The 14,504-nt window shown below is 55.9% G+C and carries 11 protein-coding genes; 8 read left to right on the top strand and 3 right to left on the bottom strand.

Annotated features, from left to right (window positions below):
* The first annotated feature begins 25 nt into the window (after nucleotides 1–25).
* Nucleotides 26–1,066, top strand: coding sequence for a siderophore ABC transporter substrate-binding protein (locus NYE69_RS00375; protein WP_340922612.1), 1,041 nt, complete (start codon nucleotides 26–28; stop codon nucleotides 1,064–1,066).
* Between the two features lie 46 nt (nucleotides 1,067–1,112).
* Here the strand turns inward: NYE69_RS00375 and NYE69_RS00370 are convergent, their stop codons facing one another.
* The 3 genes from NYE69_RS00370 to NYE69_RS00360 form a co-directional block, all read right to left on the bottom strand.
* On the bottom strand, nucleotides 1,113–2,219 hold the full coding sequence (locus NYE69_RS00370) for a serine hydrolase (protein WP_340922606.1): 1,107 nt from the start codon (nucleotides 2,217–2,219) through the stop codon (nucleotides 1,113–1,115).
* A gap of 173 nt (nucleotides 2,220–2,392) precedes the next feature.
* Nucleotides 2,393–3,217, bottom strand: a complete 825-nt coding sequence (locus NYE69_RS00365; protein WP_340922604.1) for an aldo/keto reductase — start codon at nucleotides 3,215–3,217, stop codon at nucleotides 2,393–2,395.
* A gap of 38 nt (nucleotides 3,218–3,255) precedes the next feature.
* Entirely contained in the window at nucleotides 3,256–4,107 is an 852-nt protein-coding gene (locus NYE69_RS00360) for an IclR family transcriptional regulator (protein WP_340922600.1), read from the bottom strand.
* 386 nt (nucleotides 4,108–4,493) lie between these two features.
* Here NYE69_RS00360 and NYE69_RS00355 point away from each other — a divergent pair, with 386 nt between their 5' ends.
* The 7 genes from NYE69_RS00355 (at nucleotide 4,494) to cydC (ending at nucleotide 13,439) form a co-directional block, all read left to right on the top strand.
* Nucleotides 4,494–5,282 carry an ABC transporter ATP-binding protein gene (locus NYE69_RS00355; RefSeq protein WP_340922597.1) on the top strand — a complete coding sequence of 263 codons (789 nt, stop codon included), beginning with the start codon at nucleotides 4,494–4,496 and terminating at the stop codon, nucleotides 5,280–5,282.
* A 2-nt stretch (nucleotides 5,283–5,284) separates the two neighbouring features.
* Nucleotides 5,285–6,961: a hypothetical protein gene (locus tag NYE69_RS00350; RefSeq protein ID WP_340922595.1), complete on the top strand. Its 1,677-nt coding sequence runs from the start codon at nucleotides 5,285–5,287 to the stop codon at nucleotides 6,959–6,961.
* Nucleotides 6,958–7,332: a nitrous oxide-stimulated promoter family protein gene (locus NYE69_RS00345; RefSeq protein ID WP_340922592.1), complete on the top strand. Its 375-nt coding sequence runs from the start codon at nucleotides 6,958–6,960 to the stop codon at nucleotides 7,330–7,332. Before NYE69_RS00350 ends, NYE69_RS00345 begins: the two co-directional genes overlap by 4 nt.
* A 198-nt stretch (nucleotides 7,333–7,530) precedes the next feature.
* Nucleotides 7,531–8,937 carry a cytochrome ubiquinol oxidase subunit I gene (locus NYE69_RS00340; protein WP_371861009.1) on the top strand — a complete coding sequence of 469 codons (1,407 nt, stop codon included), beginning with the start codon at nucleotides 7,531–7,533 and terminating at the stop codon, nucleotides 8,935–8,937.
* Complete coding sequence (gene cydB / locus NYE69_RS00335; RefSeq protein WP_340922589.1) at nucleotides 8,924–9,940, top strand: cytochrome d ubiquinol oxidase subunit II; 1,017 nt, start codon at nucleotides 8,924–8,926, stop codon at nucleotides 9,938–9,940. Before NYE69_RS00340 ends, cydB begins: the two co-directional genes overlap by 14 nt.
* On the top strand, nucleotides 9,940–11,676 hold the full coding sequence (gene cydD / locus NYE69_RS00330) for a thiol reductant ABC exporter subunit CydD (RefSeq protein ID WP_340922586.1): 1,737 nt from the start codon (nucleotides 9,940–9,942) through the stop codon (nucleotides 11,674–11,676). The genes cydB and cydD overlap by 1 nt, the downstream gene beginning before the upstream one ends.
* Nucleotides 11,673–13,439 (top strand): thiol reductant ABC exporter subunit CydC, encoded by a 1,767-nt coding sequence (gene cydC, locus NYE69_RS00325; RefSeq protein ID WP_340922583.1) that lies wholly within the window; start codon nucleotides 11,673–11,675, stop codon nucleotides 13,437–13,439. The genes cydD and cydC overlap by 4 nt, the downstream gene beginning before the upstream one ends.
* The last annotated feature ends 1,065 nt before the right edge of the window (nucleotides 13,440–14,504 follow it).

The raw sequence follows: 14,504 nt of genomic DNA, 5'->3' as shown, positions 1-14,504 counted from the left end.
GAACATATTTGAGGGGGAATGAACGATGAATCGGAAAATTTCAATGTTGTTGATGATGGTCTTTTTGGTGGTAATCCTCGCGGCTTGCGGCTCGAATCAAGGCGGAAGCGCGGCGGGGAACGGTGGCAATGCGGCCTCCGGGACGAATGCCGGAGCCAGCGCGGGGAGTACGAATACCGCCGAACCGGCGAGCGCCGATGCAATTGGGTCGGAGGCGGAGGAACTGTCGATCAAACATCAGCTGGGGGAAGCCAAAGTCAAGAAAAACCCGGGCAATGTCGTCGTTTTTGACTACGGCGTACTGGAAACGCTGGATAAGCTGGGCGTGGAGGCAGCGGCGGTGCCGCAGGGGAACTTGCCGGCGCATTTGAAAAAATACGAAGACGCCAAATACACGAACGCCGGCACGCTGTTCGAGCCGGATTTCGAGAAGCTGAACGCGCTTGAGCCCGGGGTGATCTTCATTTCCGGCCGGTCTTCGGAAGCGTACGAGGAGCTTAACAAAATCGCCCCGACGATCTTTATGGGCGTCGATACGAAAAACTACCTCGAATCGTTTACGGAGAACGTGAAAACGCTGGGACGGATTTTCGGCAAGGAAGCCGAAGCCGAGCAGGAGCTGGCGGCGATCAGTGATTCGATTCAAGCGGTCAAAGAAACGGCGGCGGCCGGCGGTAAGAAAGGACTCGTCATCCTGACGACCGGCGGCAAAGTGAGCGCTTATGGCCCGGGCTCGCGGTTCGGCTTGATTCATGACGTGTTCGGTGTGCCCGCGGTGGACGACACGATCGAAGCTTCGACGCACGGTCAAAGCATCTCCTTCGAATACGTCGCCGAGAAAAACCCGGATTACCTGTTCGTCGTAGACCGCGACGCCGTTGTTACCGAGGAGGGCAAACAGGCCGAACCGGCCGCCAAGCTGGTCGAAAACGATCTGGTGAAGAAAACGAACGCTTACAAAAACGGCAAGATCATTTACCTTGACGCGAACTATTGGTACCTCTCCGGGGGCGGGCTGCTGTCCATGCCGGAAATGCTGAAGGAAGTCCAGGAAGGGATAAAATAAAGTAAACAAAGCGGGATTCCGTGGGGAGTCCTGCTCTTTTTTTTGCTTAACCGGCGCCGCCAAGGGTTTGGATGACCTGCTGCTTAAAATGATCGTCGGTTAAATATTTTTGCAAAAACAGGTCCAGCTTTTTATCCAACCACATGATTTCCAGCCCCTGGGGTTCGTGAATGAACAGGGCCAGCTGAATCCGGTTGCCTTGTTTGTCTTCGCAATATAAGGTCTGATTCATAATGCTCAGGGTTGAGCCGCCCTTGGACCCGATAGTTATGTATCTGGATTCCGGCTTTGGCTTACGTTCCATGATCTCCCTGACGATCCGGGCCGCTTCCGGGGAAAGCGATTCGCCTTTCTGGATGTTTTGCAGTAGGACGGCATATTCTTTGACCGTGGCGCCCGGCAGTCTGGAGGACCAGATCCGCTGAACCGGTATGGGGGTGCTGCGGTCGTGCAGCGACGGAATCGACTCCGGATTTTGCCGGATCCAATCGAAAATCAGCTGCGCTTTGGCGGCGTATTCCTGGTCCGTCAATCCTTTCATCGCTTGCACCGCCTGCCTGTGCGGCATATGCTCGTATTTGGTCATATACCCGTACATCAGCATGGCCGAAGAGACTGGAAATATCGGATCGTGCCGGGACAGGGCGAGTTTTTGGATGCGGGCGTTGATGTTGTCCAGGCCAAGCCTCTCCATGAAATATTCCGTATTGGCATTGGAGCTGTAGTGGATCATGCCTTTGGCAGCTTCCATCAAGGAAACCGTGCCGCCTGCGGTTACGGCAGGATCCAGCGCGTCCAGCCAGCTTGGGTGCGCGCCTCCATCCGTTCCCGGAATATAGAAGCGGCGAAGCGAGTCAAGAGGCACGGCTTCATTCATATCGATGCGCCCCTCCGCCGCCTGTTCGGCCAACTCTATGGCCAATATGATTTTGAGCACGCTGGCCAGCGGCCGCTTGACATCGGACTGATAATCGATCAGTACCCGATCATTTTCCATGACATACATTGAGGCGAGCTCCGGATGAGCCGCCAGAAACTGCAGGACATCCGCTTCCGTTTTGCGCTCGTCTTTCCGCTTGGCGTAGAATACCAGCAGCCCAAAGGACACAGCAATCAAAACAAGCACCGCGGCTACTATAATGAGTACTATCAATAGGAACCTCCTTATCGGGGGGGGGGGGGGGAATTTATTATTCTTTTTACGAATGCGGCATCGCGAAGGTTCCATAAACAATGCTTGGCAATGGACCATAGTGGATTGGAGCGCCGCTTCCCCGCGGCAAAATAAAAAGGCTGCCTTGCAGGCAGCCTTTACCTAGACTCGGCTTAACGCACGTGCATTTCGTTCGGATTCGAGCCTTTGCGGCGGTTGATGTTGAGCTTGTTGATCCGCTCCATGTCGCTGTCCGCCAGCTTGAAATCGAACACGTTGAAGTTCTCCTCAATCCGCGAAGGGGTGACCGATTTCGGGATGACGATGGTGTTGTTTTGCAGATGCCAGCGCAGCACGACTTGGGCCGCTGTTTTACCGTGGGCCTCGGCAATTTCCATGACAACCGGGTCTTTCAGCACGTCGCCGCCTTGCTCCAGCGGGCTCCACGCTTCGATGAAAATATCGTGCTTCGCGCAAAACGCCTTCAGCTCATTTTGGGACAAATGCGGGTGGCACTCCACCTGGTTGAGCACCGGTTTGATTTCCGTTTCGTTCAGCAGGCGCTCGAGATGCTCGATTTCGAAGTTGCAGACGCCGATCGCTTTGGCGCGGCCGTCGCGGTACAGTTTTTCCAGCGCTTTATAGGTGTCCACGTACTGATCGAATTTAGGCGTCGGCCAGTGGATCAGATAAAGGTCGATGTAATCGAGACCAAGCCGCTCCAGGCTTTCGTCAAAAGCGCGCAGCGTATTGTCGTAACCTTGGTCGGCGTTCCACACCTTGGTTGTAATAAACAGATTTTCGCGGGGAACGGACGACTGCTTGATCGCTTTGCCGACCCCAACCTCGTTGCGGTAAATCATCGCCGTATCGATGGAAGTGTATCCGACTTCCAGCGCTTTGGCTACCGCTGCCGTAGCTTCCTCGTCTTTGACTTGCCATACGCCAAACCCGAGCTGCGGCATCTTTACTCCATTGTTCAATGTGACAAAATCCATATGTAAATCCTTCCTTTCTCCATTTGATAGCTTTGCTGTTAAAGTGTTTCCGATATCGCTCTGGCGCAATCCTTAACCATGCGTATATGCACGGGATCCTTGTCCCTGCACAGCCGGTTGGATGGACCGGATAACGCGATCGCCGCGATAACCTGATCTCCTTTGCGGATCGGGGCGCCGATGCAGCGTACACCGATTTCCCCCTCTTCGTTGTCCAACGAATAACCGTTTTGCCGAATCCGCTCCAGTTCCTCCCGGAACAATTCCCGGGACGTGATCGAATGCTCCGTTAGTTTTTCCAAAGACAACTGCTCGATGATCCGGTTTTGTTCCTCCCGCCCCTGAAAGGCCAGCAGGCATTTGCCGATGGCATCGGCATGCAGCGGCAGGCGGTCTCCGGCTTCATGATGGGTACGTGTAGCATATTTGCCGGGCACGGCTTGCGTGATCATCATTTCCGTTCCCTGTAGCATCCCGATGTAGGCGGTCTCCCCGGTTTCCCGGCTCAATTGATCGAGATGAGAAACGGAGCGCCACATGAAATAATCTTGTTTCTGCGGGTAGCTTGCAAACAGCCTGGAGATGAAAACATCCGACACGGCGTACCGGCTGCCGCTGTTTTTGGCGATGAAGCGGTTTTGTTCCAAGGTGCTGATCAAGCGGTAGGCGGTGCTTTGGTTAAGCTGCAGCTTTTCGATGATTTCCTGGGCCGTGAGGCCGGGCGAATCGATCAGCAAATGGAAGATATCCAGTCCTTTTTTGAGCGTTTGGACTTCATTCCGGTTAATGCATAACCACCTCCTTCGGAGCCCGGATGCGATTAATTTCCAGTAAAAGTATATCACGATTAAAATTTGATTTGCAAATAAGGATAATTTAATTGTTTTCATTATCCAAAATGGGGAATTCACTTTTGAAAAAAGTATAAATTTATTTCAATATATGGATTTTGTGTAAAACTATAATATTATTAAGTTTGTAATAAGATTCACTATTTTGGTGGGCCGTGAGGTGGTTCAAGATGAGGTATGATTATAAGTGGAGATATCTTTTATCTGATACTGCTTCTAGTGACAATAACTGCTACATTAAAAACATGGAACGATGAGGGCTATGATAAATTCCTTAGCTTGCTTGGAGCAGTGGCTTGTTTAGTGGGATTGTACAAAACGTGGAAGGAAAGAAGATAAGACTGTAAGACTGTAAGACTCTAAGACTCTAAGACTCTAAGACTCTAAGACTCTAGACGGATTAACCTTGAGAAGGGATGGAGAAAATGGTCGGCAACAATGAACCTGTCATCACGCTGCGGGATTTGCGTATGAGATTTGGAGACAAATTTGTGTTAAACGGAATTGATCTGGACGTGTATCCGGGGCAAATCATCGGCTACATCGGTCCAAACGGGGCGGGCAAAAGCACGACGGTCAAAATCATGCTGGGACTGATCGAAGGCTATTCCGGCGAGGTCCGGATTTTGGGCGCCAGCCCGCAGGATGAAAGCGTGGAGTACAAAAAACGCATCGGTTATGTGCCGGAAGTGGCGGAAATTTACGATACGCTGACGGCACGGGAATATTTGACGTTTATCGGCGAGCTTTGCGGCTTGTCTGCGGACGATGCGGAGAGCAAAGCGCGCCGGCTTGCGGAACGTTTCGGCCTTAAGGATGTTTACGACGTCCGTATCGCCACGTTTTCCAAAGGGATGAAGCAGAAGGTGCTGCTTATTTCCAGCCTGCTGCATAACCCGGACATTTTGTTCCTGGACGAGCCGCTCAGCGGGCTTGACGCCAACAGCGTCATGGTGGTGAAGGAAATTCTCGCTTTGCTGGCCGCGCAGGGGAAAACGATTTTTTATTCTTCGCACATTATGGACGTAGTGGAAAAAATCAGCGATCGGATCATCCTGCTGGACCGGGGAATCGTGGTCGCCGACGGCAGCTTCGAGCAGCTTAAAGGCCAATTTAAAGAGGGCTCCCTGGAACAGGTGTTTAACCAGTTGACCGGATTTAACGAGCATCAAAGCATCGCCAAACAGTTTGTGGCGATTGTGCAAGAGGTGTAGTTATGAACGAGATGAAGTCGCTGAAGGTGCTGGACCGGTTCCGCGGGCTGTTCGAGCAAATGGGGGTAGACTATCCCGTTATGCGCCGCATCCTGCAGGTGAAGCTGACGATGGATGCCCGGCGGGTGCCCACCATTGTCGGAAAATCCCGAAAGGAGGCGGATCGGGGGAAAGACCGCTTCGGGAAGGAAAAGGAGAGAAACCAGTTTTTTGGTTCCTTGTGGCTTTACTTTATTTTTGGCGCGCTGGGTGGCATCATTGTGGCGGCCGGAGACAACTACCTGTTTCAGGTAAGCATGTTGTTTGGCATTATGATGTTTATAGTCATGACCTCGATGATTTCCGATTTTTCCGCGGTGCTGCTGGATATCCGGGACCGGAGCATCCTGGCGGTCAGGCCGGTGAACCGCCGGACGATCGCCATGGCCAAGGCGCTGCACATTTTCTTCTACCTGTTTTTTCTGACCGGCGCGATTGCGGCGGTGCCGCTGGCCGTCGGGCTGCTTAAGCACGGGGCCGGGTTTACGGTGTTGCTGCTGTTGGGGCTGGTGCTGATGGATATGCTCATTGTTGTCATCACCGCGCTGCTGTATTTGGCGGTGCTGCGCTTCTTTGACGGCGAAAAGCTGAAGGACATCATCAACTATGTGCAGATCGGGTTGACGATCGGCATTACGGTCGGGTATCAGCTGGTGGTCCGGCTTTTCGATTTTGCCGACTTAAACGTCGTGTTCCAGCCAAGATGGTGGCAGTATTTCATCCCGCCGATTTGGTTCGGAGCGGCGTTCGAGACGGTGCTGCATCCGGGGAACGGAAGGCCGTACACGGCCCTCGCCCTGTTGTCTCTGCTCGTGCCGCTGGCCGCTTTCGCCCTGTATCTGAAGTTGGCGCCGGCCCTGGAAAGGAATTTGCAGAAGCTGGCGGAGCCGGGACGGCGGCGCGGACAGCGGACGGGAACCGCATTGAAGCGGCTGGCCGAGTGGCTGTGCCGGGACCCGCAGGAGAGAGTATTTTTCCGGTTCGCCTGGTCGATGCTGGGGAATGAGCGGGAGTTTAAGCTTAAAGTGTACCCGACGCTGGGGTTTTCGATTATATTCCCGTTTATTTTTCTGTTTACCGACGGCTTCGGAAACGGACTTCAGGGGCTGGCCGGAACCCGCAAATATTTGTTTATTTATTTCTGCGGCTTGATGCTGCCTACCGTCATTATGATGCTGCGCTATTCCGGCAAACACAAGGCCGCCTGGATTTACCGGGTGCTGCCGATCCGGGAGGAGGGGCCGGTATACAAGGGGGCGCTGCTGGCTTGTCTGGTTCGGCTGCTGCTGCCTTTGTTCGTGCTGGAAGGCCTGATTTTCGTCCTGTTGTTCGGGGCGCATATCATTCCCGACCTGGTCGTTACCGGCCTGGCGCTGCAATTGTTCGCCATCCTGTGCTTCGCCTATTTGCGCAAAGGGCTTCCCTTCTCGGAACCGTTTGAGGCCACGCAGCAAAGCGAAGGATTGAAGTTACTGCCGCTTATGTTCCTGCTTGGCGGCATGGGACTACTGCATTGGGCGGCGACCACGGTTCCGTTTGGCGTTATCGTCTATGCGTTATTGCTGATCATCGCGATTTGGCTGGGGTGGCGAAAAGTGTTTGCTCCCGGAACGCTCGCAAAAGGGAGGGCGGAGTATTGAAGGTTGGAAGGATGCAATCGGAAAAAGAAGGGCCGCGGATCCGCCGCGAGAAGGCGACGGTGGCCCTGATGATTTCCCTTTATTGCCGGCGCCGGCATAGCCGCCGGGAACGGACCGGCCGGGACGAAGCCGCCGCCGGAAGCGAACCCGGCCTGTGCCCGGAATGCGCGGAGCTGCACCGATACGCGTTGGAGCGGCTCGCCCGCTGCCGGTTCGGCGAAGACAAAACGACCTGCCGGGCGTGTCCGGTCCACTGCTATGCGCCCAAACAGCGGGACAAAATCCGCAAAATCATGGCTTACGCCGGACCGAAAATGCTGTTGCGGCATCCGATATTGACGGTCCGGCATCTGCTGGACGATAGGAAGTGATCTCATTCACAATAATGTCAAACTTTTTGTGGCATTTAAAAAGTCCAGTAATGGCGCGGGTTTTCGGCTCCAATTTCACCTTTGTGACATACATCATGTGATTTCTGTCACAAAATTATTATTTTTTCGGCGTTCGTTTTCATCAATGAGTGCTAGAATTCACATTAGATAATAATTATTCGAAAGTAGGGGAATGAAATGTTGGATCCGATTCTGCTTGCACGGCTTCAGTTTGCGGTCACGACGATTTTCCATTTCTTCTTTGTGCCTCTGTCCATCGGCCTAGTCGTCCTGATCGCGATCATGGAGACGATGTACGTCGTAAAGGGAAAAGAAGAGTACAAACGGATGGCCAAATTCTGGGGAAAACTGTTCCTGATCAACTTTGCGGTCGGGGTCGTAACGGGGATTCTTCAGGAATTCCAGTTCGGAATGAACTGGTCCGATTACTCGCGGTTCGTAGGGGATGTGTTCGGCGCGCCGCTCGCGGTGGAAGCGCTGTTCGCCTTCTTTATGGAATCGACCTTTATCGGACTGTGGATCTTCGGCTGGGATCGCCTGTCCAAGAAGGTGCATCTGCTGTGCATTTGGCTGGTGGCTCTGGGGACGACGGTATCGGCGTTCTGGATTTTGGCGGCCAACTCGTTCATGCAGCGCCCGGTCGGGTTTGAAATCAATAACGGCCGTGCGGAAATGAACGACTTCTTTGCGCTGATCGGCAACGGCCAGCTGTGGGTGGAATTCCCGCATACCGTGCTTGGCGCGTTTGCCACAGGAGCGTTTATGATCGCCGGGGTCAGCGCGTATAAGCTGCTGAAACGCCAGGATACGTCCTTTTTCAAAAAATCGTTTACGATCGGCATCATCGTTGCTTTAATCGCTTCGTTCGCCACGGCGCTGTTCGGCCATCAGCAAGCGCAGTATCTGGTCAAAACGCAGCCGATGAAAATGGCCGCATCCGAAGGCCTGTGGGGCAAATCCGGCGACCCGGCGCCGTGGACGCTGTACGCGCACATCGATTCGGGCAACGGGAAAAACGACTTTGAAATCAAAATCCCTTACCTGCTCAGCTTCCTGTCTTACAGTAAATTTTCCGGCGAAGTAAAAGGAATGCACGAGCTTCAGGCCGAATATGAACAATCATATGGGCCTGGGGATTATATTCCGCCGGTGCGGACGACCTTCTGGAGCTTCCGGATCATGATCGCCGCCGGCTGTCTGATGATCCTGCTTGGACTTTACGGGACGTATCTCGCTTGGCGCAAAAAGCTGGACCGTCCGAACAAATGGTTCTACCGCGCGATGCTGTGGTCGATCTCGCTGCCGTTTATCGCCAATACGTCCGGCTGGATCATGACGGAAATCGGCCGTCAGCCGTGGACGGTATTCGGCCTGATGCAGACGAAGGACAGCGTATCGCCGAGCGTCACCGGCGGGCAAATTTTGTTCTCCCTGATCGCGTTCACGCTGATTTACGCGGTGCTTGGAGCGGTGATGGCCTACCTGTTCGTTAAAGTTATCAAGAAAGGGCCGAATGAGGACGGCGCCGGTGCCGACCATTCGACGGATCCATTTGGTAAGGAGGGTTATCATGCTGTCTCTTAATGAGCTGTGGTTTATCCTTGTCGCGGTGTTGTTCATCGGATTCTTCTTTTTGGAAGGTTTTGATTTCGGCATCGGAATGAGCACCCGGTTTTTGGCAAAAAATGATATGGAGCGCCGCGTGCTGATCAACTCGATCGGACCGTTTTGGGATGCCAACGAGGTGTGGCTGCTGACGGCGGGCGGCGCGATGTTCGCCGCGTTTCCGAACTGGTACGCCACGATGTTCAGTGGCTATTACACCCCGCTTGTCGTGCTGCTGCTGGCGCTGATCGCCCGCGGGGTCGCCTTTGAATTCCGCGGCAAGGTCGGCAGCGAGAAATGGAAGTCGACCTGGGATGCCGCGATTTTTCTCGGCAGCCTGCTGCCGCCGTTCCTGCTCGGCGTGGTGTTCGCCGGTCTGATGAAAGGCCTGCCGATCGACGGGGACATGGAAATGAAGGCCGGCCTGTTCGATATGGTGAACGTCTACACGCTGGTCGGCGGTATTACGGTCGTGGTGCTGTGCCTTGTGCACGGCCTGCTGTTCGCCTCGCTGCGCACGACGGGAAGCTTGCGGGAGCGGGCCCGCAAGCTGGCGCATAAAATGCTGATTCCGCTCGCCGTATTGTTCGTACTGTTCGGCGTGTTGACCTACTTCCAGACGGACGTGTTCCAAGTCCGCGGCTTAGTGCTCGGGCTGGTAGGGTTGCTCGGCGTTATCGCCTTTGTGCTGGGGGGATGGTTTATCTTCAAGCAAAAAGACGGCTGGGCGTTCGGCATGACCGGAACGATGATCGCCTTATCGATCGCGGCGGTGTTTATCGGGTTGTTCCCGCGCGTCATGGTCAGCTCGATCAGCGAGACGTTTTCCCTGACGATCCAGAACGCGTCTTCCGGGCCGTATTCGCTGAAGGTCATGACGATCGTGTCTTTAACCCTGCTGCCGTTTGTGCTGGGGTACCAAATTTGGAGTTATTTCGTTTTCCATAAACGCGTACACGAGAAGGAGCATTTGGAATATTAATGGGACGCGGTTTGATGAAATTTCAAGGGGTGCGGCCGGTCATGGCGATCATGGCCCTGCTGACCCTGCTTCAGAGCATCGCAATCATCGGGCAGGCTAAATGGCTGGCGGAGATCGTCTCCGCCCTGTTTGCCGGCGCCAAGCTGCAGGAACAAGCCGGCGGGGCCGGTTTGTTCCTGCTTGCTTTTATGGTGCGGCAAATTTGCGCGCTGACGATGCAGAAGACGGCCTACCGCTTTGCGGAAGAGACGGGGCGGGACCTGCGGAAGCAGGTGCTGGAGAAGCTGTTTCAGCTGGGTCCGCGGTTCACTGGAACCGAAGGCACAGGGAACCTGGTGACCCTGGTGCTGGAGGGCGTGGCCAAATTCCGCAATTACCTGGAGCTGTTTCTGCCGCGGATGCTGGCGACCGGGCTGACGCCGGTGCTGATTTTGGCTTACGTTTATAAGCTGGATCTCGCTTCCGGGGTTATCCTGACGATCACGATGCCGATTTTGATCGCGTTTATGATTTTGCTCGGGCTGGCGGCGCGGAAGCAAACGGAGCGGCAGCTCAAATCGTACCGCGTGTTGGCGAACCATTTCGTCGATTCGCTGCGCGGTCTGGAGACGCTGAAATTCCTCGGGCGCAGCAAATCGCATCAGAACTCGATCGCCCGGGTGAGCGATTCCTACCGCTCGGCGACGATGCGCACGCTGCGGGTCGCCTTTTTGTCTTCGTTTGCGCTCGACTTCTTTACGATGCTGTCGGTCGCTTCGGTGGCGGTCAGCCTCGGGCTGCGGCTGGTGAACGGGGAAATGCTGCTGCTGCCCGCGCTGACCGTGCTGATTTTGGCGCCGGAGTATTTCCTGCCGGTGCGGATGGTCGGGGCGGATTTCCATGCCACCCTGGACGGGAAAGAAGCCGGAGAAGCGATGCAGGCGATCATCACGGCGGCGGAGGAGGAGGCGTCTAAGGCGGCGCCGGTGCCGGAAGGCGTGGCCTGGGCGTGGACGGCGGACAGTACGCTGGCCTTGCATGGCGTGGGCGTGATTCATGAGCGGGAGGCCATGGCCTCGCTGGAGGACGTCCGGCTGTCGCTTCGCGGCATGGGCAAAATCGGCATCATCGGCGAAAGCGGAGCCGGAAAGTCGACGCTGATCGACGTGATCGGCGGGTTTTTGCGGCCGACATCCGGCGGCTTTGAGCTGAACGGCAGCGCGCTGGGCGACTTGACGGCCGCGGGCTGGCGGGAGCAAATCACTTATATTCCGCAGCGTCCGTATATTTTCAGCGGCAGCCTGGCCGATAATATAAGCTTTCATGCGCCCGGGGCGTCGCGCGGGGACGTGGAGCGGGCGGCGGTGGCGGCCGGGCTCGGGGAATTGGCGCGCAGCTTGCCCGGCGGGCTGGACGAGCCGATCGGCGGCGGCGGGCGGACGCTGAGCGGCGGCCAGGAGCAGCGCGTGGCGCTGGCCCGGGCTTTAGTCAGCAAACGGCCGATCATTTTGCTCGACGAGCCGACGGCCCATTTGGACATCGAGACGGAATATGAATTGAAGAATACGATGCTGCCTTTGTTTGAAGGCAAGCTCGTATTGCTGGCCACCCACCGCCTGCATTGGATGCGGGAGATGGACCGCATTATCGTGATGGAGCAGGGCCGGGTGGCGGAAACGGGAACGCATGGCGAGTTGATGAAGAAACGGGGCGCTTATTACCGCATGGTTGCGGCGCAGCGGGAGGAGATCGGATGAAGCGGGAGTCTTGGATTGGCCCTTATTTTCGTTTATACAGCGGACGGTTTGCCCTTTATTTGCTCTTCGGCGTGCTTACGCTGCTCTCCGCCGGCATGCTGATGTTTACTTCCGGTTTTCTGATCTCGAAGTCGGCGCTGCAGCCTTACAATATTTTGCTGGTGTACGTGCCGATCGTCGGCGTGCGCACGTTTGGGATCGGCCGGGCGGTCATCCACTATGTCGAGCGGTTGGTCGGCCATGACACGGTGCTGCGGATTTTGGCCCGGATGCGGGTACGCTTGTATCGGATATTGGAGCCTCAAGCGCTCTTTATCCGTTCCCGTTATCGGACGGGCGACATTCTCGGAGCGCTGGCCGACGATATCGAACAGCTGCAAAACGTATATATCCGCACCGTGTTCCCGAGCCTGGTCGCTTTGATTTTGTATGCTGCGGCCGTAATTGCGATGGGATTTTTTGATGTGACGTTCGCTTTGTTGCTGGCGGGGTACATTTTTGTTCTGGTGGCGGTGCTGCCTTATGTGACGCTGCGGCTGACCCGGCGGACCAACGAAGAGGTCAAACGCGAGCGTGGCGGGCTGTACCGGACCTTGACCGACGCCGTCATGGGCATCGGCGATTGGGTGATCAGCGGCCGGGCGGACGAATTCCTGGCCTCGTACGAGCGGGATGAGGCGGCCGTGGCCCGCAAAGACCGCAAGCTGCGGGCATGGGCGCGCTGGCGGAGCCTGTTCGGCCAGTCGGTCGTCGGCCTCGCCGTCGTCTCGATGGTGTACTGGGCCGGCGGGCAGGCCGCGGCCGGGCAGATCGACGCCACGCTGATCGCCGCGTTCGTGCTGATCGTGTTCCCGCTGGCGGATGCGTTTTTGCCCGTCTCGGACGCGGTGGAGCGTATCCCGCAGTACGGCGTGTCGTTGGCGCGGCTGGCGCGGATCGAGCACTCCGGCGGTGAGCAGCGGCAGGACGCTGGCGGAACGGGCGTTGCCAGCGGGAGCGGGGGATCCCGCGCCACGGCCCCGGAGGCTGCTCAAGCCGTCCACATTCGGCTGCAGGGCGTGCGCTTCGCGTATGCGGCGGGCGGCGCCATTTCCGTGGACGGTGTGTCGCTGGACATCCCGCAGGGCAAGCGGGTTGCCGTGATCGGCCGCAGCGGCGCGGGCAAGTCGACGCTGCTGAAGCTGATCCAGGGGGCGCTTGCCCCAAGCGATGGAACGGTGACGTTTAACGGCGTCCCCGCCGCGGCCTTAGGCGAACGGATGCCGGAGTACGTGTCCGTTCTGAATCAGAGCCCGCATCTGTTCGACACGACGGTGGCGAACAACATCAGGCTCGCCCGGCCGGAGGCTGCGGACGAGGAGATCCGCCGGGCCGCGCAAGCTGCGCAGCTGGGCCCGCTGATCTCGGCGCTGCCGGAGGGCCTGAACACGCCGATGCGCGAAACGGGCCAGCGTTTCTCCGGCGGCGAACGGCAGCGCGTGGCGCTGGCGCGGATCTTGCTGCAGGACACGCCCGTGCTCATCCTCGATGAGCCGACCGTAGGGCTCGATCCGCGCACGGAGCGTGAGCTGCTGGCGACGATCTTCCGCACGACGCAGGGCAAAACGCTCATCTGGGTGACGCACCATCTGGTCGGCGCGGAGAAGATGGACGAGATTATTTTTATGGAGCATGGCCGCATCCTGATGCGGGGCACCCACGCCGAACTGATGAAGTCTGAACCGCGCTACCGCAATCTATACCGCTTGGACCGGCCGGATTAACGGCTTGGCAGCGGTTATAGGCTGTATGTCGAGGGACTCCGGCGGCAGCATCAAATACCGGATGTAGCAATGGCAAGACCGGCTGCTTACCACTTCATTCGATTCATTCGTTATTGGAGTTAGCGGGTTCGGCATCCGGGGGCTTGGGTCTTTCGCTAACGGTTGTGATAGCCGTTATTTAGCTGAAAAGCGGGGGTTTCAATTTCTAACGGTTGCAACGGCGCTTACTTGGGTGAAAAAGGCTCGAATCCGCGGAAAAAAGCAAAAATTAGCTTTATGGCAACCGTTAAATTTTGTTTTGGTCACATTATGCCGAAATAACGGCGCTGGCAACCGTAAGAATGACGGCTCGCCCGAGAGGCCGCGTCTTTCTGATCGTCAAGCGCCGTTTTTAGTTTTGAGCTAGCTAAAACAGCTCGGCTTGGGAAGTATGTTTGACAGCAGCCGGCTTCCGGAATGACGAGGACCGTCGGCCTTCAAATAACGTCACTTTTTGTTCTTATTCTCCTGCCCCCCCGGCATATCCATCCCATTAGCGGCATTCTTTGTCCTTATTTTCTTATGAATGGTGCGAAACGGGGATATTTCTTCACGATTCGAGAAAATAGCGGCATAAATTGCCTTTATTTTTTTCAAATTGATCGATATCGCCGGAATAACGTCATTTTTTGCTCTTATGGTTTCTGTTGGAGTTCACCGAGTTCGCTAGAGTCCGCCGGAGTTTGTTGAGTTTCGCTAAAGTCACCGAAATTTCGCCGCATTCAACCGCATTCCGCTGAAACTCGCTGGATTTGGCTGGAATCCAACCGAAGTTCCGCAGCATTCCGTATAATCCCGCTGAAGTTCGCCGCGTCCCGCAACATTCCGTTGAAGTTCGCAGCATTCGCGGCACCCCGCCGCATTCCGCTGGCGTTTTCCGGCAGCCTGGTCCTAGTGCCTGCAAATTATGCAGGTATTTTCTTATGTTTCCAGCGCTTTTTCCTGAAGTCTATGCTTCCGTTTCGGTCGCTTCCCTTATATAATGGAGATTAATATATTTACACGGAATGTAAGGGATTTAATGGG

It is taken from the genome of Paenibacillus sp. FSL R5-0527 (assembly GCF_038008055.1).
Classification (GTDB): domain Bacteria; phylum Bacillota; class Bacilli; order Paenibacillales; family Paenibacillaceae; genus Fontibacillus; species Fontibacillus macerans.
Note: the sequence above shows the minus strand (reverse complement) of the source record. Positions and strands in the feature narration are given on the sequence as shown.

Coding starts and splice junctions, on each gene's coding strand:
- NYE69_RS00355 (WP_340922597.1), top strand. CDS start 4,494: ATGGTCGGCAACAATGAACCTGTCATCACGCTGCGGGATTTGCGTATG.
- NYE69_RS00360 (WP_340922600.1), bottom strand. CDS start 4,107: ATGAAAACAATTAAATTATCCTTATTTGCAAATCAAATTTTAATCGTG.
- cydD (WP_340922586.1), top strand. CDS start 9,940: ATGGGACGCGGTTTGATGAAATTTCAAGGGGTGCGGCCGGTCATGGCG.
- cydC (WP_340922583.1), top strand. CDS start 11,673: ATGAAGCGGGAGTCTTGGATTGGCCCTTATTTTCGTTTATACAGCGGA.
- NYE69_RS00340 (WP_371861009.1), top strand. CDS start 7,531: ATGTTGGATCCGATTCTGCTTGCACGGCTTCAGTTTGCGGTCACGACG.
- cydB (WP_340922589.1), top strand. CDS start 8,924: ATGCTGTCTCTTAATGAGCTGTGGTTTATCCTTGTCGCGGTGTTGTTC.
- NYE69_RS00375 (WP_340922612.1), top strand. CDS start 26: ATGAATCGGAAAATTTCAATGTTGTTGATGATGGTCTTTTTGGTGGTA.
- NYE69_RS00350 (WP_340922595.1), top strand. CDS start 5,285: ATGAACGAGATGAAGTCGCTGAAGGTGCTGGACCGGTTCCGCGGGCTG.
- NYE69_RS00365 (WP_340922604.1), bottom strand. CDS start 3,217: ATGGATTTTGTCACATTGAACAATGGAGTAAAGATGCCGCAGCTCGGG.